This window comes from Hymenobacter sp. UYP22, assembly GCF_040547285.1.
GTDB lineage: Bacteria > Bacteroidota > Bacteroidia > Cytophagales > Hymenobacteraceae > Hymenobacter.
Window position 1 is genome coordinate 336,509 of record NZ_JBEPPK010000001.1, and the last position, 24,134, is coordinate 360,642.

The window sequence follows — 24,134 nt, forward strand, 5'->3', positions numbered from 1 at the left end:
TCCCAGGGGTCTGCCTGGGAAGCCGTTCATGCCAGAATTCCTTCGCTGCACACTTCAATAGCCACCCAATATGGCAAAAAAAGCCGCTGAGGCGGGCCGTCACTAGTGAAAGCATGGGGTGAAATCACTCTTGCTGGCACCACCCGGCAATAGCCGCCAACGCTAGCCAGAGCCCAGCCTTTTACATGCCGCAAGTGTAGCCGGCGCAGGAAGTCACCTTTATAACCTGCGCTACTTATTGAGCTGGTGGTGCCTGTTCTGCAGGACGACCACCCGGCTGACACCCTACGCGGCAGCTTGGAGCTGTCCTAGCAGCCTTCCGCTTTATGCAAGCAGCCGAGGCGACTAATTTTTACTTTCTCTTTTCAAACAGAACCATGTCCTCGTCCGTCAATAACACTAGCCGCCAGCCGCAGCCAGTGGCGTATTCCATGCTGGAGCTGGCCATCGTGTCGCAGGGTACCACGCTGCAGCAGACGCTGCACCACTCGCTGGCCCTCGCCCAGGCAGCCGAAGAGCTTGGCTATAAACGCTTCTGGCTGGCCGAGCACCACAACTCCGACAACGTGGGCAGCAGCGCCACCTCCCTGCTCATTGGGTACGTAGCCGAGAATACGACCCGGATTCGGGTGGGCTCCGGGGGCATCATGCTCCCCAACCACTCACCCCTGATTGTGGCCGAGCAGTTTGGCACCCTGGCGCAGCTTTACCCCGGCCGCATTGATTTGGGGCTGGGCCGGGCGGCCGGTACCGATGGGCAAACCGCGCAGGCCATCCGCTCGGACTTTATGCAGGCGGCCCACTCGTTTCCTCAGGAAATCGGCAAAATTCAGACGTATTTCTCATCCGCCAATCGGCAGGCGGCTGTGCGCGCGCCCGTGGCCGAGGGTACCGACGTGCCCCTCTATATCCTGGGTTCCAGCACCGACAGCGCCCACCTGGCGGCCCAGCAGGGTTTGCCCTACGCATTTGCCAGCCACTTTGCCTCTACTCACCTGCTCAACGCTCTGCGGATTTACCGGGCCGAGTTTACGCCGTCGGATGTGCTGCAACAGCCTTACGTCATCGTGGCCCTCAATGCCTTCGTGGCCGATACCGATGAGGAGGCCCAGCAGCTGTTTACCAGCCTCATCCGCATGTTTGTGGGGCTGTTGACTGGCAACACGCGGGCACCCATCCAGCCACCTACGGCCATGAGCGAGGAGCTACAGGAAATGTGGCAGCACCCGGCCGTGCAGCAAATGCTGAAATATTCCTTCGTGGGCAGCAAACAGACTGTGAAGCGGCAACTGCAAGCCTTCCTGGCCGAAACTGGTGCCAATGAGCTTATTACCGCCTCCACTATGTATGCGCCCGAAGACCGGCTGAAATCCGCTCGGCTGTTTGCCGAGATTATGACGGAATTGAACGAGGGCCGCTAGGCTCGGAAGCAGCACCTTCCAGGACGGGTTTAATCAGCATAGTAATGGCCTGGGCCACCGTTGAGGAAGTAGTAAGGTGGAGTTTAAACTCCGGAAACGAGGCTGCGTATTTAGCCTATCATTCACTTCCCACTCTTCCATTCCCCATGAAAAAGCTTCTGACCCTACTGGTACTGGCTGGTGCTGCCACTACCGCGCATGCCCAGGCTGTGCAGCAGAAAACCACTGCCACCAGCACGCAAACTACCCCCAGCGGCACCACACGCACCACCACGCGCACCCACGATGTAGCCACGCCCAGCGGCAACTACCACACCACCAATAAAACCCGCACCGTAACCACACCTGCTCCGGCTGCAAGCCGCAAAACTGCCGTGGTGAAGCGGAATAACGCCCGCCGTACCACTACCACACAACGCTAGGTTCACGCGCTCTTCATGCCGGGGCTGGTAGGTTTGGCTTGTACCTGCCTGCCTCGTTTATGAAGAAGCTCCTATTATTGGTGATGGTTTTGCTGGGGCTGGCATGGCTGCTAGGCTACCTGCTCCCGCCGGCTCTGCCCAGGACCCCGCATTTGGCCGCCGTGCCAGTCGTCAAGAAGCCCGGCCACTCTGTGCCCGCTCATCCCAAGCACGTTTCCTTGCCCAGCCGGTAGGAAACACCCCGTAACCACCGCGCCCCCGGCCGCTTTAGGCAGTCGGGGGCGCGTTTCATGAGCAGGCCGCTTGGTTTAGCCCAAACCCTCGGCCGATTCGCCGGGCACTGGCTCAGCACTGCCCAGGCTGGGGGCCGGGGCCTGCTGGCCGCTGGGCGTGGGACTCAGCTGCCAACTGGCGTTCATCTCGCGCAGCCCGTGCTGAGCCGTCAGATCAAACTGACAGGGCACAATGGAAATGTAGTTATTGGCCAAGGCATATTCATCGGTATCCTGGCCCTGGTCTTCGTTCACAAAAGAGCCTATCAGCCAGTAATAGGGCCGGTTGTGGGGGTCGTGGCGCAGGTCGAACTCCTCCTGCCACTTGGCCCGGGCCTGGCGGCATAAGCGGGCCCCGGCAATGGGCTCAGCCGAGTTTTTAGGAATATTGATGTTCAGGGCCGTACCCTGCGGTATGCCGTGCTCCAGCGCCTGGCGGGTAAGGTGCTCAATCCACTCCTCCGTGTGGGAGAAGTCGGCGTTGTGGCCATAGTCGCAGAGGGAAAACCCAATGGCGGGCAGGCCCTCAATGGCTGCCTCAATGGCCGCCGACATGGTACCGGAGTACAGCACGTTCACGGCCGAGTTGGAGCCGTGGTTGATGCCGGACACTACCAGGTCGGGCCGGCGGTTTTTCAGTACCTGGTGCTTGGCTAGCTTCACGCAGTCGGCGGGGGTGCCGCTGCACTCATAGGCTTCCACGCCCTCAAAAATCCGGCTTTCATCCAGGCGCAGGGGGTGACCAATGGTTATGGCGTGGCCCATGCCCGATTGAGGCGAGTTGGGCGCCACTACCACTACCTCACCAATGCGGCGCATCACGCGCACCAGCATGGCGATACCGGGAGCGGTAATGCCGTCGTCGTTGGAAATCAGAATCAGGGGTTTGCGGGCAGTTGTAGTCACGGGCAACAGGAAGTTAAATGCACAAATGGGTACGGGCAAAGGTAGGTAAGCTTACGGCCTACGTACGCAGCCAGCGCCAACTGTGCTAACGCCCGCAGCCGGACCAGAGTTGTTAACAAGCAGGGCACTACACCCGTATAGCCTGCATGCAATTCCGTTTTTTGTCCGTTGTATTGCCGGTTACGGCTTGTTTGTGCGCGGGCCTCACCGGCTGCGACTCCACTCCGGCTGCCCGCTCAGCCACCGACCCTGGCACGCCGCCGTTTGCCACCGCCAACGGTAAGCCGGGGCCCACTACTCCCGGCTCCGCTTCGGTGGCGCGGACGGCCTCCCTGCCCCCTGCCGAAAGCGGGGCACCCCTACCCGACTCCTTGCACCTGATAAGCCCCGGCCAGGCTGGCCGCCTGCGGCTGGGCATGTCGGAAAGCCGCCTGAAGCGAGTGGTGCCGGCCCAACTGCTCACCGACACCACCTACCAGGACCAGGGCCGCACCCTGCCGGCCTACCAGCTCCGGGATGCCCAGTACCCCGATGACCCAGCTTCCACCCTGCACATGATAGAGGATGGCAAGGGCGGCTTCCGGCTGCGCCGAATCCGCATTTACTCCTCCCGCTACCGCACGGCCGAGGGCATTGGGGTTGGCTCCCCGTTCGGGGCCGCCCGCCAGAATCTGGGCCTCACCCGCATCCGAAACACGCCCGCCGGGCTGGCCGCCGTATCGGGGCAAGTGCAGATGGCCTGGGTTGTCGACCCCAACTCCCTGCCCAACAAGCCCGCAGAACAGATTCAATCCAGCGAGATTCCGCCAGCCGCCCGCATCACCGGGGTATTACTTTACCGCTAGGGCCTGATACCTACGGGTTGCATTTAGCTGCAAATATTGTACTTTGGCGAAGCTGGTGCGTTTGGCGCCGGATTTGTTTCTGTAGTTGCCCCTGGTCCGAAATTCTGCCTGTCTATGGCCCTGTTTGAAAACCGCTACCGTACGCACGATGTAGGCTTGCTCCTGTTGCGGATTGGAATAGGCGTGATGTTTACCATTCATGGCTACCCCAAGCTTACGGGCGGCGTGGAGGCCTGGACGCAGATAGGCGGCTCCATGGGCCTGCTGGGTATCAAGTTTGCGCCGGCTTTCTGGGGATTTATGGCGGCGGCGGCCGAGGCAATAGGCGGCCAGTTGCTGGCCATAGGGCTGTTTTTCCGGGTAACCTGCCTGCTGCTGCTGGCTACCATGCTGGTGGCCACCTTCGTGCACCTGCACAGCGGCGACGGATTTAACCAGTACTCCCACGCCCTGGAATCGGCCATTCTATTTCTGAGCCTGGCCTTTATTGGCCCGGGTAAGTACAGCCTCGACCAGATGCTGTTTCCCGCTCCCCGCCGCCTGTACTAGTTCGCGCCACCTGGTTTTCTGAAGCCTTAAAAGCAAGCCATTCTGTGCGCCGCATGGAGTGGCATTTGTTTTTTAGGCCACCTTTGCGCCCTGGCCGCGTCTTTGCGCTGCTTAACCCTGTTTCTATGCCGGCTACTCTCCTCTCCGCTCTTTTCCTTACCGCCGCTGTTGCTGCCCCTGCCCCCGACTGGCGCACGCCCTTCGAGAAAGGCAACGGCAACACTACCACTACCCACGCCGAGTGCATTGCCTACTATCAGCAGCTGGACGCGGCCTACCCCGAAATTCAACTGCGCGAAGCCGGCCTCACCGACAGCGGCCGGCCTTTGCACGAGGTAGTTGTATCATTGGATGGGGATTTTGACCCGGCTTCCTTGCGGGCCAAAGGTCGGCGGGTGGTGTTTATTCAGAATGGCATTCATCCCGGCGAGCCGGAGGGCATTGATGCCAGTATGATGCTGGCCCGCGACTACGTGCAGAAAAAGGAGTTGCGCCGCCAGTTGGCCGACGTGGTGCTGGTGTTCATTCCCATCTATAACGTGGATGGCTCCCTGAACCGCAACTCCACCACCCGTACCAACCAGAATGGCCCCGAAAGCTACGGCTTCCGGGGCAACGCCCGCAACCTCGACCTAAACCGGGACTACATCAAGCAGGACTCCCGCAATGCCCGCAGCTTTGCCCAGCTGTTTCAGCGCTGGCAGCCCGATGTGTACGTGGACACCCACACCTCCAACGGAGCCGACTACCAGTACACCATGACGCTCATTGCCACCCAGAAAGACAAGCTGCACCCGGCTCTCAGCCAGTACATGCAGCAGCGGCTGCTACCAGCCCTCTACGGTGGCATGGATAAAAAGAAGTGGTATCTGACGCCCTACGTAGATTTTGAGGGTCGCACGCCCGATGCGCGGGGCCTGGTGGGGTTCCTGGAAACGCCCCGCTACTCTACCGGCTACACCACCCTGTTCAATACCATTGGGTTTGTGACGGAAACGCACATGCTCAAAACCTACACGCCCCGGGTGCGCGCCACCTACGATTTTCTGGACTTGCTTATCCGCCAGGTGCACCAGGATGGGGCCGCTCTGTCCCAAGCCCGGGCCGCCGCCACCGAACAAACCCGCACTCAGCAGCAATTTACCCTAGGCTGGAAGCTGGATACCACCCAGGCCGAGCGGTTCAGCTTTCGGGGCTACGCGGGCAACCTGAAGCCCAGTGAGGTAAGCGGCTTGCCCCGCCTCTCCTACAACCGGCAAGCGCCCTACACCAAGTCTGTTCCCTACTACAATACCTTTCGGCCCACCGCTACCGTGCAGCGGCCCCGCGCCTACGTAATTCCGCAAGCCTGGGGCGAGGTGGTGGAGCGCCTGCGTCTGTCGGGCGTGCAGATGCGGGCCCTTTCCGCCGATACCGTCATCAACGGCGAAGCCTATTACATCCAGGACTACAAAACCGGCGCCCGGCCCTACGAAGGCCACTACCTGCACAACCAGGTGCAGGTGCGCACCGTGCGCCAGCCCCGGCCCTTTCTGCGCGGCGACTACGTCATTTCCCTGAACCAGCCGGCCGCGCGCTACCTCATCGAAACCCTGGAGCCCCAGGCCACCGACTCGTTTTTTGCCTGGGGATTTTTTGACAGCATTCTGCAGCAGAAGGAGTATTTCTCGGATTACGTGTTTGAGGATGTGGCCGCCGAGCTGCTGCGCCGCAAGCCCGAACTGCGTGCCCAGCTAGAGGAGAAGAAGAAAACCGACCCCGCCTTTGCCGCCAGCGCGGCCGCCCAGCTGGATTGGGTATACCGCCAGTCGGAGCACTACGAAGCCAGCCACCTGCGCTACCCCGTGCTGCGGGTGCTATAGGATTGTGTCTCTTAACGGAAGAAAGCAGCGTGCGGAAGCGGAATGTCTCGCTCGGCTGATATCTGAAGGCTACCTGTCATGCAGAGCCGGAGGCGAAGCATCTCGCGTGCTGACGATGGGTTAGCGTTACAACAGCAGCACATGAGATGCTTCCCCTCCGGCTCTGCATCACGTTCTTCTCAAACCTATCTACTTCTTTCCTGCGCCCAATGAGTTGGCGTAGTTCACGATATAAGCTAGCTCCCGGGCATCCGTGTAATTCAGCTTATTGTCTTTGGCGTACTGCTCAATGCGGCGGGAGTGGCCCTGAAAGTAGGCCAACACATCCTTTTTAGGACTGCGCAGGGCCAGCACCGTGCCGGTGGGCAAGCCCAGGAAAAAGGAATCCTGCACATCGGTATAGAAACCGACGGTGCGTCCGGGCCCGCCGTAGCCGTAGCCATAACCGTATGGGCTCGCCCCCGCCGAAATAGGCCGCTGCACCAGCCGCTCCCGCCGCAGCAGAATAACCGGCCCGCCGCTCAGCTGCTCAAAGAAGCCCGGGGCTCGAAAGTCGCTGTAGTCGTTGTTCCGGTTCCAGCGGTACACCCGAAACACCCGCACCAGCGTTGTATCGGGTCGCTCCCGGCGGCGGGGTACGGGCATGGTATAGAGCGAATTGCCCGAATAGTAGCCCTGGCGCATAGCGTAAAAATCGTCGTAGTAAAACCGCTCCCGACTCCGGTCGTACCGCTCACCCTGCACGGCAAAGCTCTGCACACTCACGGCCGGCAGGGTACGCACGGTATTGTCGGCCAGGCTCATGGTGAGGGTTTCCTCGGCGCGGTGCAGCATAATAGGCCCTACCAGCGTATCGCCGGTACTCAGCAGCACCGTGGCCCGGTTGAATTGCTGGGTGAACCCCTCGCCCCCACGCTGGGCCCGCGTAGCCAGGGGTAGCAGGAGCAACAGAAGGCAGCCGAGCATTTTTTTCATATCGGAAGAATACGAAATTCGATGGAACAACGACTACGGCAACCGCACAAACCGCCCCTGCCGGAACGCCAGCTTAAACGGCGTGAAGGGCTCATCCGAATACACATCAGCTCTTTCCGGGCCGCCGTCTGCCTCCAGGGATAAAACCTGCCGGCCCGTGTCGAACGTCATGGCCACGTTACAGATGGTCAGCTCGTTCTTGTTGCTGTGGTCTTTGACGCTGAAGACCTGGTTGTCCAGAATCAGATAATTGCCCTTCAGCTCCAGCACATAAGCCGTGTAGCCCAGACAGATGCCGCTGCCTTTTTCGTTGCCCAGCAGCAGATACATGTTGCGGCCCACCGCCCTAAGCGGATACAATTCGGTGAAGGCACACTCTATGGGTAAGTGGTACGCAAATAGCTCCCCTTCCGCATTCCGCCACTGCACCACCACGTTATCCACTGTGCCCCGCGTACCGCCCGATTCATGCGAAAAGCTGCCGACCCGCAGTTGAGCGGCATCTTGGGCAGCCGGCCCCAGCGTGAGGCCCAACTTGGTGACCTCCGCGGTGCTCAGCTGGTGCGTTTTCAAATACGCTACTATTTTCCGGGCCACCCGGCCGGCCATCTCTCCATCATCGGCTTCTCCCTGGTGGAAGCTGGCCAAGTGCTTCACTGCTTTTTTTACCTCACTGGCGGTGGGTGTTTTGTGGGTTTGGGCTTGGGCCTGGCCGCCCCAACACAGCAGGAGCCCGGCTTGCAGCAATAACCCGGCACGGAGGTACCGCTTCAGGGGAAAATACATTTAGTAGGGTTGTGGAATAAATGCTGATAGTTACTGTTTATTCCGCACAAGAAAAGGCCCCTGCCAAACAATACATTCGGCAGGGGCCCAGAGAGGTAGCACTACGGCGGCGTCTTACTCAGCTGCAGCGGTATCCGGGTGCGGGGTGCGGTCCTTGTGCAGAATGGTGTGGCCCAGCTTGTCGCGCTTGGTGGTGAGGTACCGCTCGTTGTGCTGGTTGGGCTCCACCTCAATGGCTACGGAGTCCACAATTTCGAGGCCGTAGCCGATGAGGCCAGTGCGCTTGCGGGGGTTGTTGGAGAGCAGGCGCATCTTACTAATGCCCAGGTCACGCAGAATTTGGGCACCTACGCCGTAGTCCCGCTCGTCCATACCAAAGCCCAGCTCCAGGTTGGCTTCTACCGTGTCGCGGCCCTGCTCCTGCAGCTTGTAGGCCCGCAGCTTGTTGAGCAGACCAATTCCGCGACCCTCCTGGTTCATGTACACAATCACGCCGCGGCCTTCGCGCTCAATCTGCTGCATGGCGCGGTGCAGCTGGGGGCCACAGTCGCAACGGCAGGAGCCAAAAATGTCGCCGGTAACGCAGGAACTGTGCACGCGCACCAGCACCGGCTCGGGGCCCGAAATATCGCCTTTCACCAGAGCCAGGTGCTGAGCACTAGTGGTGCGCTGGGTGTAGGCAATCAGGTCGAAGTCGCCGTAGTCGGTGGGCAGCTTCACCGAAATTTCGCGGGTAATCAGGCTTTCCTTTTCGAGGCGGTACTTGATCAGGTCCTGCACCGAAATCAACTTCAGATTCCACTTGTCGGCAATTTCGCGCAACTCGGGCAAACGGGCCATTTCCCCATCTTCCCTGAGGATTTCTACCAGCACCCCGGCCGGCTCAAACCCCGCCAGGCGGGAAAGGTCGATGGCGGCTTCGGTGTGGCCGGCGCGGCGCAGCACGCCTTCCTTACGGGCTTTGAGCGGAAAAATATGGCCCGGCTTGCCCAGCTCTTCCGGTTTGGTGTCGGGGTCGATGAGGGCTAGGATGGTTTTGCTCCGGTCGGAGGCCGAAATACCGGTGGTAACACCGTTTTTCAGCAAGTCAATGCTCACGGTGAAGGGCGTGGAGTGCAGGGCCGTGTTGCGGCCCACCATCAGCTCCAGGCCCAGCTCCTCGCAGCGCTGCTCAATGAGCGGGGCGCATACGAGGCCGCGGCCGTGGGTGGCCATAAAGTTGATAACCTCGGGCGTGGCGCAGCGGGCGGCGCAGATAAAGTCGCCTTCGTTTTCACGGTCTTCGTCGTCAACGACTACTACAACTTTGCCGGCGCGGATGTCGGCAATGGCGTCTTCAATAGAATCCAGCATGGAGCGCGGATTAAACGGATGGAGTGTGGAGGGCGCGGATTTCAGATTTCCTGGGCAGGAATCCGCGCCTTAATGCCGCTACAACCAGCAGCGGTGCCGCGAAGTTACGAAGTGTGATTTAGCGACTGAGTGATTTAGTGAGTTTGACGCTCTTGTTGAGCCTTACGCGCCGTTAGAACATCAAACTCACTAAATCACTCAGTCGCTAAATCACCATTTCACTCCTTCGCCAGCTCAGTGGCGCGGTGCTGGGCGGCCTTGATACCGGCGGTGAGGGTTTCGGCCAGGCCGCCGGCCCGAAACTCGCGCAGGGCAGCTTCGGTGGTGCCGCCTTTGGAGGCCACGGCGGCAATCAGCTCGTCGGGAGTTTTATCGGAGGTGTTGAGCAGGTGGTAGGCCCCCAGCATGGTTTGCTTGACCAGCAGTCCGGCCACCGACTCGGAGAAGCCCAGTTCCTGCCCGGCCCGCATCATGGCCTGCACGATGTAGTAGAAATAGGCCGGGCCGCTGCCGCTCACGGCCGTCACGGCATCCAGCAGGCTTTCGTCTTCCAGAAAAATGGAGCGGCCGGTGGCATTCAACAGGTTCTCAACTTGGTGCAGGCGGCTGCGCTCCACCTCCGGCGAGGCCGAAAACCCGGTGATACCCATACCCAGCAGTGCCGGCGTGTTGGGCATAGCCCGCAGCACCTGTCGGTGCCCAAGCTCGCGCTGCAGCCGGGCAATAGGAATACCAGCCATAATGGATACCACCACCTGCCCGGGCCGCAGCACGGGTTGAAGCCTAGGAGCTACTTTGCCGAAGTCCTGGGGTTTCACGGCCACAAATACCACGTCGTAGTCGCCCACGGCGGGGCTGAGCTCGGCTACGGGTAGGCCCGGGTGCGTGTCGGTGAGGCGCTGACAATGGTCGGGGTGACGGCCCAGCAGCAGCAGGTCGGGGCGGGCTACCAGGTTGTAGTGCAGAAAGGCTTTGGCGAAAGCCATGCCCATATTTCCGCAGCCCAGAATAGCAATGCGCAGTGGTTTCATAGCAGCAGCGGCCACCTGGAATAGAGCCCGGCAGCCAGCCCAACATAAGCAGGAATCCGGCAAAACCAGCGTAACCAGCTCAGCTCAGGCCCTGAAAAATGGTGATTTGCGCACCCACCCCCGAGTATTGGCTACTAATCCAACGGGTTTTTCCCTATATATTTCGGTTCGCATATTCACTCTTTCCACACGCTATGAACAAACTGGTATTGGCAGTGCTTGGCACCGCCCTACTCACCACCGCCTGCGACCAGGCGCAGAAAGTCAAAGAATCATACTCGGCCATTTCCAAGCTAAAAGATGCGGGCGAGAAGATGGAAGCTTCCATGGACGCGGCCAAAAGCCAGCGGGAGGAGCGCGTGAAGCGCGGCGACACCCTTTCCATGCCTTACAAAGAGTTGCAAGCCTATTTGCCCACCGATGTAAGCGGCTACACGGCAGCCAACCCCACCGGCCAGTCGATGAAAATGAGCGGCATTGCCTTCTCCACCGTCGGCCGCGAGTTCACCAAGGACAGCGTAACAGTGAAAACGGAAATCATTGACTACAACGGAGCCAACCAGCTGTACCAGGGTGCCTCGGCTATGCTGGGCCTGGGCCTGGAAAGCGAGGATGATGAACAACTCACCAAGTCGGCTTCCCTGGGCATCGACGGAGCCTCCGGCATGGAAACTTACCGCAAGAAAGACCGCCAGGCCGAGCTCATGCTAGCCGTAGGGGGCCGCTTTCTCATCAAAGTAACCGCCGATAAGCAGCCAGATACGAAGCTGGTAGAATCGGTAGCCAAGCAAATGCAGCTGGAAAAACTGGCAGAACTGTAAGTAAGAACTTAGAGCTAAGAGCCGAAAGACGAACTGTCATCCTGAGCGCAGCGAAGGACCTTATTGCGAATGAACGGCTTTCGTAATAAGGTCCTTCTGCGCTCAGAATGACGGTTCAGCGCTTGGCCCTGACCTCTTGGTTCTACTTTCTCAGTTCTCAACTCTCCCTCTTCACTGCTTGTGCTGAAAGCGTTGGGTAGGCTCCCAGACCGTGGTTTTTACGCCGCCCAGGAAGCGCCATAGTCCCAGCAGCAAGGCCCCATTCATGCTGTAGAAGTGCGTGATGAAGCGCAGTGGCCGCAGGTGAATACCCAGCCGGTGCAAGGCCCCGTCAAACAGCAGCAAAGCTGGTGCGGCCAGTTGCCCAGCCAGTAGCAGTTGGTAGAACCAGCCGGACCCGCGCACTACCAGCACTGCGTTGCAGAGCAGCATAAGTAGCAATAGCAGCGGCGTAAGCCAACGTAGCACCTTGTGCGACCAGTAGGCAAAACTCACGCCCCGCCAGGGTGGCCAGAGCAGGCGCCGGAAGGCCACCAGGTTCTGGAAGTTGCCCGTTGAAATGCGCGCCTTACGCCGGAATTCTTCCGGCAGCTTGTCCGAAACATCCTCGTGGCAGACGGCCGCCAGCTCATTAATGGCCTGAAACCCATCCTGCAGCACGGCCATGGAGATGAAGAAGTCATCGACGATGAAGGAGGCCGGGGCCGGGTGGTAGCAGCTGCGCCGCACGGCAAAGCAGCCCCCAAAAGCCCCAATCATGCTGCCCCATACCATGCCCTCCTGGTACTTAATCAGGTTTTCACGCTCCAGATAGGCCTTTTCCTGCCCCGAAATACCTTCTTTGCGGTGGTCGGGGTTGAGGATGTTGCCGCCCACCTGCCCAATAGCCGGGTTGCGGAAATGCTTCACTAGCTCGTAGAGTGTATCGGGCGTGAAGAACACGTTGGCATCGGTAAGCACCAGCACCGGGGCCGTTGCCTCCCTAGATAGGGCCTCCATTACGCCGGGCTTGCCGGTGCGCTGCCCAAACGGGCGAAACTGCAGTTGCGGGTACTGCCGGGCCAGTTGCTCCACCAATGCGTTGGTGCGGTCCGAGGAGTTATCGGAGCCGATGTAGAAGGTGAGTTTTTCCAGCGGATAGGTGGTGGAGAACGTGGAGCGAATTTTCTCCTCTATCACCTGCTCCTCATTGTACACGGCCAGCAGAATATCTACCCGGGGTAGCTCGGGGCTGCCGGGCACATATATCTGCTGATTTTGGCGGCGGCCCCGGGCCAAACGGCTCAGCAGCACTGGAAATAGCACGTAAGTGTGCGCTACCAGCCCCAGCCCGCCCCAGAGGCCTGCCGCCGCTACGGCCTCAACGAGCGGTAGCACGGGGCGCGGGCTGAAGAATAGTGTACAAATCCTGAAAGCTCTCCACCACGCGCCGGTTGTCATAGAGGCGGGCAATGGTGCGGGCGGCTTCCTCCCCAATGGCCTGCTGGTCCAGCTCGCCCCGGTAGTAGCGGCCCAGGCGCTCTACCCACTCCGAGGGCTCGTCGCAGAGCACAATATCAAAGCCGTCGCGCACGTGAATACCCTCCGAGCCCAGGCCCGTGCTCATGATGCACTTGCCTAGGGCCATGCCTTCAATAATTTTGATGCGCATACCGCCCCCACTCAGCAAGGGTACCAGCATTAGCTCGTACTCCTGCATAAACTGCTGGGCTGACTCCACGAAGCCGTGCACCGTCACGCCGGGCAACTGCAGCTGCCGGATGCGCTCCGGCGTGTCTTTGCCGGCAATGTGCAGTTCCAGCTCGGGGTAGTTCGCCTTGGCCTGGGGCCATACTTCCCGCAAAAACCAATCGAGGCCTTCCAGGTTGGGCAGCCAGTTCAAGGAGCCAATCATGAACAGGGTACGCGGCCGGGGCCGGATACGGGCGTCGCGCTGGAACCGACCCAGGTCTACGCCGGCGGGCACAAACACCACCGGCTCCTGGCACCCCAACTGGCGCAGGCGCTTCTGATCGGGCTCGGTAATGGCCGCTACGGCGCTAAAACGGGGCAATACGGCGTGCTCAAATTGGCGGAGCCGCCGCGCCAGGTGGCGCAGATACACCCGCTTGAGCACGTTGTTTTCCCTCTCGGCCAGCATTTGCCAGATGGTGTACTCCACGTTATGAGCCCGCAGCACCACCGGCAGCGCAGGGGCCAACTGCTTTATCGTATCCACGTACCAAGCCACAAAGGTGCCCTCTACCTGCACGGCGTCAAACGGCTCCGCCTTCAGCAACTCGGCTAGTTTGGCCTCCACGGCGGGGTTTACAAACCGCTCCACGTTGTAGGGCAGCTTGCCCAGCAGCAAATTGCGCAGGGCCTTCACCGGCGAGAGGTTGGTATCTACTTCTACCGTAACCAGGCGCACGTTGGGGCCCAGGTGGTCGAGGGCGGTAGCGGGCTGGTGGTGCTTGGGCGTATTGAGGGCCAGCACCGTTACGCGGTGCCCGGCCCGGGCCAGTCCGGCGGCCACGTCGTACATGGCAATGGCGCCCCCGTCGTGGGGCGGGTACGGTACGCGCGGACAAAGCTGCAGAATATGCACGGGCTGAAAGCAAGCTGGTAGGCCCACAAAACTACGAAGCGCCGGCCGTGAACCTAATTCCGCGCCGGCCAGCCTGCAACTCTGGCCCCTGCTATAGGGAAGCGCGCGGAATAACGGTGCCCAGCATGTTGCCTAGTTGGTCGTCCATCTGCTTTAGTAGCTTGATGGTTTTCATTATCTCCACCATCTCCTCATACACAGTAGACTTTTGTAAGGCGCTCATCTGTTCTGCCAGGGCGCGCTCCACATTTACCTTGTTCAGGCGCAGAATGGCGTTGTCGCAGGCGGTTTGTAGCAAGTCCAGCTCCCGGGGCACGTAAATCTGGTGGGTAGTCCAGTTGGGGCTGAGTTCGTACTTCTCGGTAGCCAGCTCGGCCACTAAACTGCGGATATCGGAGCGGCCGTGCTGGATGAGGGTGCGCACTTCGGGCCAGCGGCCCTGCTCCAGTTCCTCCCGGCACAGGTGCAGCAAATCGGCGTAGAGGCCGGTTTTGAAGGCCGTATCCTCCAGTTGCTCCAGCAGGTACTGAGCCACCGAAACCTCCGGAGCCAGGGGCTGGGGCGAGTACAGCAGCAGCAGGCGCACCACCTCCCGCTCACACTGCTCCAGCACGTCGGGCACCGGCTCCAGTTCCTCCCGGGTGAGCGTTTGCAGGTCGCCGCCCCCGCCCATCAAATCCTCCGGCGACGCGCCGTACATCAGGGCTTCGGCTTCTTCCTCGGGGGTGAGCTGGCGGTTGCTGGGGGCTGAGGACTGGGAGCTGGGTTTTGAAGCGGAGCTGCTGCCAGAACTGGTGGCCGCCCCGCCGCTGCCCTGGCCGCCGGGCGCTTTCTGGGTGGTGTTGCGCACCAGCTTGTTGTACTCCGTAATGAGCACCTGCTCATCAATGCCGAACGCCTGGGAGGTCTGCTGCAGAAACACCTGCCGCTTGATTGGATCGGGCACTTTGCTGATGCTCTGCAGCACCTCCCGGATGGCCTCGGCCTTCTTCACCGGATCGTGGGCGGCTTCCCGGCTTACCAGGTCAGTTTTGAACTGGATGAAGTCCTGGCTGGCGTTTTCCAGGTGCTCCCGGAAACGCTGGTCGCCCACTTTACGGATGTAGCTGTCGGGGTCGTCACCGTCCGGAAACAGCACCACGCGCACGTTTAGGCCGCCTTCCAGCAGCATGTCAATCCCGCGCAATGAGGCCCGGATACCCGCCGCGTCGCCGTCGTAGAGCACCGTTACGTTATCGGTATAGCGCTTCAGCAGCCGGATTTGCCCATCGGTGAGGGAGGTTCCCGAGGAGGCCACCACGTTCTTGATGTCGCCCTGGTGCAGGCTCAGCACGTCCAGGTAGCCCTCCACCAGGTAGCACAGCTCCTCCGTCCGAATGGCCTGCCGCCCCTGGTAGAGCCCGTAGAGCACATCCGACTTATGATAAATATCCGACTCGGGCGAGTTCAGGTACTTGGCCGTTTTGTCGTTGGGCTTGAGCGTGCGCGCCCCGAAGCCGATGACGCGGCCCGATACGTTGTGAATCGGGAACATCACCCGGCCCCGGAACCGGTCGTAGCGCCGGCCGGTATCCTGGCCTTGGTCGTCTTCGCGGCGGATGACGAGGCCGGTTTTCTCCAGGTACTTCTGCTCGAAGCCCGCCGCCGTGGCCGACTTCAGCAAATCATCCCACTGGTCCAGGGAGTAGCCCAGCTCAAAGGTTTTGATGGTGGTCTGGTTGAGGCCCCGCTGGCGCAGGTAGCTCAGCCCGATGCCCTGGCCCTCGTCGGTATTCAGCAGCAGGCGGTGGTAGTGGTCCTTGGCCCAGTTGGATACGATGTACTGGGAGTCCTTTTCGTTCTGGGCCAGCTGCTGCTCGGGAGTTTTTTCTTCCTCCTCCACATCAATACCGTATTTTTTGGCCAGATATTTCAGGGCTTCCACGTAGCTGGTGCCCTCAATATCCATGATGAACTGCACCACCCCGCCCGCCTTGCCGCAGCCAAAGCACTTGTACAGGCCCTTGGCCGGCGCCACCGAGAAGCTCGGTGACTTTTCGTGGTGAAACGGGCAGCAGGCCCACATATTCTGGCCCTTGCGCTTCAGGGAAACAAAGTCGCCCACCACCTCCACAATGTCGGCGTGGTGAATAATCTGATCAACGGTTTCCTTGGGGATGCGGGCCATAGGGCCGCAAAGGTAGGCAGTGCGTAAAGCTTGCCGCTATTTTTGTTGCGGGTCTGTTGGACTTACCACACCTCTTGAAGTCGCAACGTTTCCCCTTGTAATTTCAGCTACAGCCTTAGTCAGTCGTTGAAACGAACGGCATTCCAAAGCCAGTTCAGCATTCAGATAGGCCGTGAAACTAGCTTGGTCAGTTGTTTCCTTGTAAATCGTGCCTGCTGGCATCTGACGGGTTAGCCATTCTTTCACGCCACGTTTCCCCTCAATCGGGTAGTCGCGTACCAACACGTTAGGCAAGGAGGCCACGTTTGGGGCAATGGTAGGCAAACTAGCCACGAGCCACTCTTCATATTCACGGTAAGCAAATACTACAGCCACTGGATACGGAAGTCCAAAAGCTGCAAAGTCGGAGGCTAGCGCCCAAGCTTCATCACGGGGGCATCCATCCTCCATATCAAGCAGTACCAGCACGCCGTGGCATTTACCATCATTCATTTTGATGCGTAGAGCTTCGGCAAAGTTCCTCAGCTTCTTACGCAAGGCGGGCAACTCCCCTACTTTCATTGGATCACCCGGCATCCAATCAAAGTCGTGATTTTGCTGAAACAGTTTTCGAAGTAACACGGGCACGGCTGTCACATCACCGGGACCTTCCACGAGTGCAATCAGTCGCTTCATACAGCCGCTGAAGAATCAGTAGTAGCCTCGGGCTGGCGGTGAAGGCCCTCAGAGCGAAGTAGCTCACCGGGTGAGAATAGTCGCTGCCGAATAATCTCAGCTTGATCAGCAGCCAGTTCACCGGCTTTAGTTTCACCATCTATTTTCTCCACTACCACAAATGATTCAGGCGGCAGAAAATCAAGCAGATCAGGGCTATGTGTTGTCAACAATAATTGTTGACGAATGCTAGCTTCCTGAAACAACTCCGCCAACACTGCCAGCATTCCCGGATGAATATTCACTTCAGGCTCTTCGATAGTCAAGAATGGATATAATGGCATGATTGCATTACCAATTTTTCGTTGATTAAGAGCCGCTAAAATCCCCAAAACTCTTAAAGTTCCATCTGATTCTTGGCCTAAATCCGCTTTCCTTACGTACCCTGCATTGTTTTTATAATGTAGATAGGTTACGAGGTAGCTTCCCGTCGTCTCAACGGAAAAATCCGTAATACCAGCCACTAATCTGGCAAGTGTTTGACGCATATCATCAGCTGACCTCCTATGACGATGCAGATACTGCAATACAGCAGATAAATTTTGGCCACTCTCGTCGAAGGGTGTTTCTTGGACCATTCGCTGCGGCGCACGAAGTTGAATAGGATTTAGTATATAAAATAAAGAGTCATCGATCAATCGTTGAAAAGTCCATCCATAACGTCTAACATGTAATCTATCGTCTAATAAATCAAGTTGCTTTTCAGGCTTTCTTGAATTTCTTTCAATATTATCCATAAGGAACATCATTCCTGAGGGACCATGCAATTTACTAGTTAATGTAGCACGAACAGGTGATTTTGACTTAACCACTTGTTTTTTACCACCATTTATGATAGCAACATTATCTCCATTCTTACTAACACTAATAAGTATACTTGTTTTTCCTTCTAATAATAATTCCTCCTTTTTAACATAAAAAGCTTGCTGTGCATGAGATGATAAGACAAAATCATAGCTCATCTCATTTCCAGCATCATTAGATACAGTTATTCCTAAGCTGATATCAGTTGTTTTACTTCCAGAAGTCCAACGGCGCAGTACGGTCATGCCCTCTCTGTCTAGAATAGCCTGATCCAGTCCACGAGTGAAACAGTCCCGCAAGAAGCGCAGAGCGTCTACCACATTGCTTTTGCCTGAACCGTTTGGCCCGATAAGGACCGTGAGTGGCCCCAGAGCAATATCGACCTCCCCAATACTGCGGAAGTTCTTGATGCGCAAACGGGTGAGCCGAAATGGAAGTGCTTTATCAGCCATAAATCAAGAAACGCTGTGTGCTGCAAGGTACAGACAGTTGCTACAAAATCATGATTGCAGACTGAAGTGGCACCCCTACCAAAAGCCAACGACCCGCAACCACCGCCCCGGTTTCCGGGTTATCTTTGCACTTTGCTTACCGATTTTCCTCGCCGACTATAATGGAACCCATCACCAAAGAAGCCGTCCTCAAGGCCCTGAGCTACGTGGAGGAACCCGACCTGGGCAAAGACCTCGTGACGCTCAACATGATTGAGGACGTGCAGATTGACGGCCGCCGCGTCTCGTTCACGGTAGTTCTTACCACGCCCGCCTGCCCCCTCAAGCAGCTTATCCACGACGCCTGCGAGCGGGCCATCCACACGATGGTGGACAAGGACGCCGAAGTGGTGATTGTCATGACTTCGCGCGTGACCACCATGCGCCAGAACCGTGACCTGCTGCCCGGCGTGAAGAACATCATTGCCATTGCCTCGGGCAAGGGCGGCGTGGGCAAAAGCACCGTCACGGCCAACCTGGCCATTGCCCTGGCCAAAACCGGCGCGAAAGTGGGCCTCGTGGACGCCGATATTTCCGGCCCCAGCATGCCGCTGATGTTTGGCGTGATGGACGCCCGCCCCCACGTATTCCAGGGCCCCGATGGCAAAAACCTCATCCAGCCGGTAGTGGCCCACGGCGTGAAGCTGATGAGCATCGGCTTCCTGGCCCCGGCTGAGTCGGCCATTGTGTGGCGCGGCCCGATGGCGTCCTCGGCCCTCAAGCAGTTCATCACGGAAGTAGACTGGGGCGAACTGGACTACCTGCTCCTCGATATGCCCCCCGGAACCTCCGACATCCACCTGACCATGGTGCAGACGGTGCCCGTAACCGGCTCCCTCATCGTGACCACGCCCCAGAAAGTAGCTTTGGCCGACGCCGAGAAGGGCCTGCAGATGTTCCGCTTGCCGCAAATCAACGTGCCGGTGCTGGGCATAGTGGAGAATATGGCCTGGTTTACGCCCGCCGAGCTGCCCGATAATAAGTACTTCATCTTCGGGGAAAGTGGCGGCGTAGGACTAGCAGCCAAGCACGAGGTGCCGCTGCTGGGCCAGATTCCGCTGGTGCAGAGCATCCGCGAAAACGGTGACCTGGGCACGCCCGCCATCCTGCAGGAGAACACCCCGGCCGCCGCAGTCTTTGCCCAACTGGCCGAAGATTTGGCCCGGCAGGTAAGCATCCGTAACGCCATGGCCCCCAAAACGAACATCGTGGAGATGAAGTCGTAATTGGCTGAACACGGAATAGTCAGACCGTCATGCTGAGCGAAGGCGGAGCCGCAGTCGAAGCATCTCTACCGCTTCGTTGCAATGCTAGTAATTAGCCAGAGGTAGAGATGCTTCGGCTTCGCTCAGCATGACGGCCTATCCCTTACGTTCTTCACAGCCACCTTTCCCCTGAACTTCTGCCTGCTTCGGCCGGTTTACCGTAGCGTCGGCTGAATGTTCTACCTTTGCTTTCGTATTGCCGACGCTGGCAGGCGTTTTGCCGCCCACCCAGCGTACAACCCGTGAAATTCCCGTTATGACCGTATCAGCTGCCGTGGAAACCCATCCGCTCCTGCCCCGCATCGAACAGGCCCTGGACACTATCCGGCCTTACCTGGCCGCCGACGGGGGCAACGTGCGCGTGCTGGATATCACCCCGGACATGGTGCTGCGCCTGGAGCTGCTCGGTGCCTGCGGTACCTGCCCCATGTCGCCGATGACGCTGAAAGCCGGCGTGGAGGAATCGGTAAAGAAAGCCGTGCCCGAAATCCGCGCCGTGGAGGCCATCAACCTCACGCCCATGTCGGCCCAGCCCGCCGGCCAGACTGGCCACCCCCAGTCGCCCGCGCCGGTACCCACGCCGCAGTTCTAAGCTTTTCAGGTTACACACAGCAGCGCCCCGCTCCTGCCGGCTTTCCGGTTGGGGCGGGGCGCTGTGGGTTTAAAGGAGCTGAATCTGGTATTACTCGGCTTCCTTCCCCCGCTTGTTCTTTAGCTCTTCAATATCCGTTAAGTCTTTGGGGCGGGCACTCGTTGCTTTGTCAGTCAGCAAATCCTCATAACCGATAAAAGCAACTTCCACTCCGCCCAAATCTACTATTTCTCGCTTCGCAAAAGCGGCGGAAAACCGCATTAAGGATTTTAGCTCAGGTAGTAGGTCGAGTGTAAAATCCTCGAATTCATACTTGAAAAATGACTTTCTAGGATTAGGTTCCTGTTCATTTCTGAAGCTTGAAACATCTTGGCCAAGTACCTCCAGAGCATTCAGCAGATTGAAATAGTTTGTATAGGATGGATTGTACCAGAAATCCAAGTCCGGCTTAGCAGCAACTGCGCCGGATGGAAGCATGGAATGTCTAAAATATCCGTGCAACGCAACAGCGGCACCACCAACAATCATGTAGTCTACAGAATTTTCCTGTAATGCTAAACAGACTCTTGCAATAGACTTCAGCAGATTACTTTCCACTCCCAACACGCTTATTCTTCGTCGAAACGCCAGTTCTCAACGCAGCCATGAGTTGCTCAAACTGAAGCATCTTCTCACTTGGCGCAGCAGAAGTATCCATATTATCTTCTGTCTTTAAAGCCAGAAAACTAGTATGTCGGGTCAGTTTTTCCATGAGTGAAAAGCCTATTGAAAATTACAGTATTTACTCCCTCAACGACGCTCTATCAGTTACTGTTCAGATGTAAGCCACGGAATGTAGCTGTCAGCCACTTGCATAAAGATAGCAGCTTCTGTTCGTTCATCCGTTCCACCCCACCAGCCGCATTCCGCCCACCGCCGTTACCTTTGCCGCTCCTACCACCAACCACCCCGCCCGCATGGCTAACCCGAACGACCCCACCCTGCACTCCTGGATTGATATTGCCCCCGGCAGCGACTTCCCCATTCAAAACCTGCCGTTTGGCGTGTTTGAGACGGAGGAGCGGGGCCCCCGGCTGGGCGTGGCCATCGGCGAGTATGTGCTGGATCTGTACGCCGTGTCGCAGTTCGGCTTTTTTGAGGATGTGGAACTGGGCGCCAAGATGCCCAAGGTGTTCCGCCGCCGCTCCCTCAACCAGTTCATTGCCCTGGGCCGGCCGGCGTGGCGGGCCGTGCGCCAGCGCGTGTCGGAACTGCTGCGCCACGACAACGCCGCGCTGCGCTCCGATGAGGTGATGCGCGAGTGTCTGCTGCGCCAGAGCGAGGTGCGGATGCTGCGCCCCGTGAAGCCCCACAACTACACTGATTTTTACAGCAGCATCGAGCACGCTACCAACGTGGGCATCATGTTCCGGGACCCGGCTAATGCGCTGCTGCCCAACTGGCGCCACATTCCCATTGGGTACCACGGCCGGGCCAGCTCCATTGTGGTGAGTGGCACCGATATCCGCCGGCCCAACGGGCAGCGTACGGCCCCTGATGCTGCCGCACCGACTTTCGGGCCGTCGCAGCAGCTGGATTTTGAGCTGGAAGTGGGCTTTATCGTGGGCAAGGGGACCAACCTGGGCGAGACGGTGCCGATTCAGTACGCCGAGGAGCACATCTTCGGGCTGGTGCTGTTTAATGACTGGAGCGCCCGGGATATTCAGAGCTGGGAATACGTGCCGCTGGGGCCGTTTCTGGGTAAGAGCTTCGGCAGCAGCGTGTCGCCGTGGGTGGTTACGCTGGATGCGCTGGAGCCCTTCCGGGTGGCCGGGCCGGTGCAGGAGCCCGAGCCGCTGCTGTACCTGCGCCAACTGGACAAGCACAACTTCGACGTGAACCTGGAGGTAGCCATCCAGCCTGAAGGCGGACCGGAAACCACCGTGTCGCGCTCCAACTTTGGGCTGATGTACTGGAGTATGGCCCAGCAGCTCACCCACCAAGCTTCCAACGGCTGCAACCTGCAAGTCGGCGACCTATACGCCTCGGGCACCATCTCGGGCGCTACGCCCGACTCTTTGGGCTCCATGCTGGAGCTGGCCTGGCGCGGCACCCGCCCGGTGCCGCTGGCCGATGGCTCGGAGCGCAAATTTCTGCTCGACGGCGACACCGTGACTATGCGCGGCTACTGCGAAAAGGATGGGCTGCGGATTGGCTTCGGGGAGGTCACGGGCAAGGTGCTGCCAGCCCCCTCACTCTAGTACAAAACCTTTTTATAGTCCAGCTTAACTACCCGGTTTCCATCAGGAGGCCGGGTAGTTTGTTTTTGCCCTTTACCCTACCATTAAGCTTCCATCTGCACTACGTATTTATAGCAGAACACCTAGTATAAATACCCATTTAAACTCGCGTATTGCCCTATTTACAACTTTACCGGCAGAGGCAAGTACACTTTACTTCTCTTACCGACTACCTACTTGGCCAGAAGGCGCCTGCTCTTTTGGACAAGTGTGGAGTCGGCGAAAACAAAAACCCATCCGTCCCTAAAATACAATTCTATGCTCGCAATGGAATACCGGGGCCCCAAGAGGGTCCGCGCCGTGCAAAAGCCCATGCCCGAAATCAAGCACCCGCAGGATGCCATTGTGCGGGTGCTGCGCACCTGCATCTGCGGCTCCGACTTGCACCTGTATAATGGCAACGTACCTGATACCCGCGTGGGCTCCACCTTCGGCCACGAGTTTGTGGGCGAGGTAGTGGAAATTGGCTCCGAAGTGACCAAGCTCAAAACCGGCGACCGGGTAATTGTGCCCTTCAACATTGCCTGCGGTGAGTGTCACTTCTGCCGTCAGGGCATGTTTGGCAACTGCCACGAGTCCAACACGGAGGCCACGGCCGTGGGCGCTATTTTCGGCTACTCGCACACAGCGGGTGGTTTTGATGGTGGCCAGGCCGAATACACCCGGGTGCCCTATGCCAACGTGGGACCCACCGTAATTCCGGAAGGTATGGACCTGGATGATGCCGTGCTGCTCACCGACGTGGTGCCCACCGGCTACCAGGCCGCCGAAATGGCAGGTATCCAGACCGGCGACACGGTGGTGGTGTTTGGAGCCGGGCCGATTGGCATTATGGCGGCCCGCTGCGCCTGGCTGTTCGGGGCCGGCCGCGTGATCATCATCGACCAGGAAGATTACCGCCTGGAGTTTGCCCGCAATTACTCCTACTGCGAGGCCTATAACTTCCGGGAAATGAACGACCCGGTGGTGTTCATCAAGAAGATTACCGACTGGATGGGGGCCGACTGCGTGATTGACGCCGTGGGTGCTGAGGCGGCCGGCAATGTCATGCAAACCATTACGGGCCGCAAGCTGCTGCTGCAGGCGGGTTCGGCCACGGCCCTGCACTGGGCCATCAACTCCGTGAAGAAAGGGGGCGTAGTGAGCATTGTGGGTGTGTACGGCCCCACCGACAACCTGATTCCGATTGGTAACGTGCTCAATAAGGGCCTCACCATCCGGGCCAACCAAGCCTCGGTGAAGCGCCTGCTGCCGCGCCTCATTGACCACGTGCAGAATGGTGTGTTGAACCCCAAAGGCCTGATTACGCACCGCCTGCCACTGGAAGAAGTGGCCGACGGCTACCGTATGTTCTCCGCTAAGCTGGACAACAACATCAAAACCGTGTTGCTCCCTCCCACCGCTAACCAGTAACGCTGCCCTTATCATGGAAAACAAGCGAATCGACCCCACCCAGATTAAAGGCTGGGGCATAGATGCCGACCCCAAAAACGACCCCACTTACCCCATGCGGGACCGGATGAACGTGGGTGAAGACCCCGACAGCAAGCACCGCCCCGACCATCTGCAGCCGGTAGAAACGGAAGTGCTGCGGTCCATCGAGCGGCCCAACGTGTCGGCCGTGTTTGGTACGCCAGCCCCGCCGCGCGGCCTCAGTGGCCTGATTCGGCGGGCAGCTTTCCACTACAGCGAAAACCGCTACCGCCACTGGCTGCCGCTCATCGTGGCCGACCGGGTAAATGTGGTGGAAGGCATTGTAGGAGACTTAGCCCATGGTAAAGTACCCAACATCTGGGCCGAAAAAGGCTACGATGTGGAGTGGAAACACAACCGCACTGCCTTCATTACCAAAATGTCTATCATTGGGGCCGTGACGGCCGGTGTAGTTGTGTGGCTGGCCTCGGATGGCAAGAAGAAAAAACGTAATAAAAGAGATTATTTGAGCCGGTTTTAACAGTTGGCCCTAACCGCTCTTTTAGCTGTGTTTTAAAC

Annotated in this window: 24 protein-coding genes; 12 read left to right on the top strand and 12 right to left on the bottom strand. The window is 58.6% G+C overall.

Features of this window, described 5'->3' with window-relative positions; translation table 11 throughout:
• Window positions 1-377: 377 nt before the first annotated feature.
• The 3 genes from ABIB60_RS01545 to ABIB60_RS01555 all read left to right on the top strand — a co-directional run bounded on the left by ABIB60_RS01545 (window position 378) and on the right by ABIB60_RS01555 (window position 2,076).
• Window positions 378-1,421, top strand: a complete 1,044-nt coding sequence (locus ABIB60_RS01545; protein ID WP_354577229.1) for an LLM class flavin-dependent oxidoreductase — start codon at window positions 378-380, stop codon at window positions 1,419-1,421.
• Between the two features lie 146 nt (window positions 1,422-1,567).
• Window positions 1,568-1,843, top strand: a complete 276-nt coding sequence (locus ABIB60_RS01550; RefSeq protein ID WP_354577230.1) for a hypothetical protein — start codon at window positions 1,568-1,570, stop codon at window positions 1,841-1,843.
• A 59-nt stretch (window positions 1,844-1,902) separates the two neighbouring features.
• Window positions 1,903-2,076 carry a hypothetical protein gene (locus ABIB60_RS01555; protein ID WP_354577231.1) on the top strand — a complete coding sequence of 58 codons (174 nt, stop codon included), beginning with the start codon at window positions 1,903-1,905 and terminating at the stop codon, window positions 2,074-2,076.
• A gap of 75 nt (window positions 2,077-2,151) precedes the next feature.
• Here the strand turns inward: ABIB60_RS01555 and surE are convergent, their stop codons facing one another.
• Window positions 2,152-3,021, bottom strand: coding sequence for a 5'/3'-nucleotidase SurE (gene surE, locus ABIB60_RS01560; protein ID WP_354577233.1), 870 nt, complete (start codon window positions 3,019-3,021; stop codon window positions 2,152-2,154).
• Window positions 3,022-3,167: 146 nt separating this feature from the next.
• Here surE and ABIB60_RS01565 point away from each other — a divergent pair, with 146 nt between their 5' ends.
• The 3 genes from ABIB60_RS01565 (at window position 3,168) to ABIB60_RS01575 (ending at window position 6,277) form a co-directional block, all read left to right on the top strand.
• Window positions 3,168-3,866: a hypothetical protein gene (locus tag ABIB60_RS01565; RefSeq protein WP_354577235.1), complete on the top strand. Its 699-nt coding sequence runs from the start codon at window positions 3,168-3,170 to the stop codon at window positions 3,864-3,866.
• Between the two features lie 114 nt (window positions 3,867-3,980).
• A complete protein-coding gene (locus ABIB60_RS01570) occupies window positions 3,981-4,415 on the top strand; it encodes a DoxX family protein (RefSeq protein WP_354577236.1) in 435 nt (144 codons plus the stop codon).
• Between the two features lie 125 nt (window positions 4,416-4,540).
• Entirely contained in the window at window positions 4,541-6,277 is a 1,737-nt protein-coding gene (locus ABIB60_RS01575; RefSeq protein WP_354577237.1) for a M14 family metallopeptidase, read from the top strand.
• A gap of 189 nt (window positions 6,278-6,466) precedes the next feature.
• Here the strand turns inward: ABIB60_RS01575 and ABIB60_RS01580 are convergent, their stop codons facing one another.
• The 4 genes from ABIB60_RS01580 to proC all read right to left on the bottom strand — a co-directional run bounded on the left by ABIB60_RS01580 (window position 6,467) and on the right by proC (window position 10,413).
• Complete coding sequence (locus ABIB60_RS01580; protein WP_354577239.1) at window positions 6,467-7,252, bottom strand: hypothetical protein; 786 nt, start codon at window positions 7,250-7,252, stop codon at window positions 6,467-6,469.
• 33 nt (window positions 7,253-7,285) lie between these two features.
• Entirely contained in the window at window positions 7,286-8,038 is a 753-nt protein-coding gene (locus ABIB60_RS01585; protein WP_354577241.1) for a hypothetical protein, read from the bottom strand.
• A 114-nt stretch (window positions 8,039-8,152) separates the two neighbouring features.
• The gene (locus tag ABIB60_RS01590) at window positions 8,153-9,391 is read right to left on the bottom strand and encodes a bifunctional 3,4-dihydroxy-2-butanone-4-phosphate synthase/GTP cyclohydrolase II (RefSeq protein ID WP_354577242.1); all 1,239 of its coding nucleotides are present in this window, start codon (window positions 9,389-9,391) and stop codon (window positions 8,153-8,155) included.
• A gap of 218 nt (window positions 9,392-9,609) precedes the next feature.
• Window positions 9,610-10,413, bottom strand: coding sequence for a pyrroline-5-carboxylate reductase (gene proC / locus ABIB60_RS01595; protein WP_354577753.1), 804 nt, complete (start codon window positions 10,411-10,413; stop codon window positions 9,610-9,612).
• Between the two features lie 203 nt (window positions 10,414-10,616).
• Between proC and ABIB60_RS01600 the strand changes: the two genes are divergently transcribed.
• Window positions 10,617-11,243, top strand: coding sequence for a hypothetical protein (locus tag ABIB60_RS01600; protein ID WP_354577244.1), 627 nt, complete (start codon window positions 10,617-10,619; stop codon window positions 11,241-11,243).
• A 171-nt stretch (window positions 11,244-11,414) separates the two neighbouring features.
• On the opposite strand, the gene ABIB60_RS01605 is transcribed toward ABIB60_RS01600, so the two are convergent.
• From ABIB60_RS01605 to ABIB60_RS01625, 5 genes are all read right to left on the bottom strand, one after another.
• Window positions 11,415-12,620: a glycosyltransferase gene (locus ABIB60_RS01605; protein ID WP_354577246.1), complete on the bottom strand. Its 1,206-nt coding sequence runs from the start codon at window positions 12,618-12,620 to the stop codon at window positions 11,415-11,417.
• On the bottom strand, window positions 12,604-13,830 hold the full coding sequence (locus tag ABIB60_RS01610; RefSeq protein ID WP_354577248.1) for a glycosyltransferase family 4 protein: 1,227 nt from the start codon (window positions 13,828-13,830) through the stop codon (window positions 12,604-12,606). The genes ABIB60_RS01605 and ABIB60_RS01610 overlap by 17 nt, the downstream gene beginning before the upstream one ends.
• Before the next feature lie 91 nt (window positions 13,831-13,921).
• Window positions 13,922-15,997, bottom strand: a complete 2,076-nt coding sequence (gene dnaG, locus ABIB60_RS01615) for a DNA primase (RefSeq protein ID WP_354577250.1) — start codon at window positions 15,995-15,997, stop codon at window positions 13,922-13,924.
• 36 nt (window positions 15,998-16,033) lie between these two features.
• The gene (locus tag ABIB60_RS01620) at window positions 16,034-16,672 is read right to left on the bottom strand and encodes a DUF4276 family protein (protein WP_354577252.1); all 639 of its coding nucleotides are present in this window, start codon (window positions 16,670-16,672) and stop codon (window positions 16,034-16,036) included.
• Window positions 16,669-17,967, bottom strand: a complete 1,299-nt coding sequence (locus tag ABIB60_RS01625) for an AAA family ATPase (RefSeq protein ID WP_354577254.1) — start codon at window positions 17,965-17,967, stop codon at window positions 16,669-16,671. Before ABIB60_RS01625 ends, ABIB60_RS01620 begins: the two co-directional genes overlap by 4 nt.
• Window positions 17,968-18,128: 161 nt before the next feature.
• Here ABIB60_RS01625 and ABIB60_RS01630 point away from each other — a divergent pair, with 161 nt between their 5' ends.
• Window positions 18,129-19,232 carry an Mrp/NBP35 family ATP-binding protein gene (locus tag ABIB60_RS01630; protein WP_354577256.1) on the top strand — a complete coding sequence of 368 codons (1,104 nt, stop codon included), beginning with the start codon at window positions 18,129-18,131 and terminating at the stop codon, window positions 19,230-19,232.
• 295 nt (window positions 19,233-19,527) lie between these two features.
• Window positions 19,528-19,863: a NifU family protein gene (locus ABIB60_RS01635; RefSeq protein WP_354577258.1), complete on the top strand. Its 336-nt coding sequence runs from the start codon at window positions 19,528-19,530 to the stop codon at window positions 19,861-19,863.
• A gap of 90 nt (window positions 19,864-19,953) precedes the next feature.
• On the opposite strand, the gene ABIB60_RS01640 is transcribed toward ABIB60_RS01635, so the two are convergent.
• Window positions 19,954-20,460 carry a hypothetical protein gene (locus ABIB60_RS01640; RefSeq protein ID WP_354577259.1) on the bottom strand — a complete coding sequence of 169 codons (507 nt, stop codon included), beginning with the start codon at window positions 20,458-20,460 and terminating at the stop codon, window positions 19,954-19,956.
• Window positions 20,450-20,614, bottom strand: coding sequence for a hypothetical protein (locus ABIB60_RS01645; RefSeq protein WP_354577260.1), 165 nt, complete (start codon window positions 20,612-20,614; stop codon window positions 20,450-20,452). Before ABIB60_RS01645 ends, ABIB60_RS01640 begins: the two co-directional genes overlap by 11 nt.
• A 205-nt stretch (window positions 20,615-20,819) precedes the next feature.
• Between ABIB60_RS01645 and fahA the strand changes: the two genes are divergently transcribed.
• The 3 genes from fahA (at window position 20,820) to ABIB60_RS01660 (ending at window position 24,096) form a co-directional block, all read left to right on the top strand.
• Window positions 20,820-22,103, top strand: a complete 1,284-nt coding sequence (gene fahA, locus ABIB60_RS01650; RefSeq protein ID WP_354577261.1) for a fumarylacetoacetase — start codon at window positions 20,820-20,822, stop codon at window positions 22,101-22,103.
• 297 nt (window positions 22,104-22,400) lie between these two features.
• A complete protein-coding gene (locus tag ABIB60_RS01655; protein ID WP_354577262.1) occupies window positions 22,401-23,555 on the top strand; it encodes a zinc-dependent alcohol dehydrogenase in 1,155 nt (384 codons plus the stop codon).
• A gap of 13 nt (window positions 23,556-23,568) precedes the next feature.
• Window positions 23,569-24,096: a hypothetical protein gene (locus ABIB60_RS01660; RefSeq protein ID WP_354577264.1), complete on the top strand. Its 528-nt coding sequence runs from the start codon at window positions 23,569-23,571 to the stop codon at window positions 24,094-24,096.
• Window positions 24,097-24,134 lie beyond the last annotated feature (38 nt).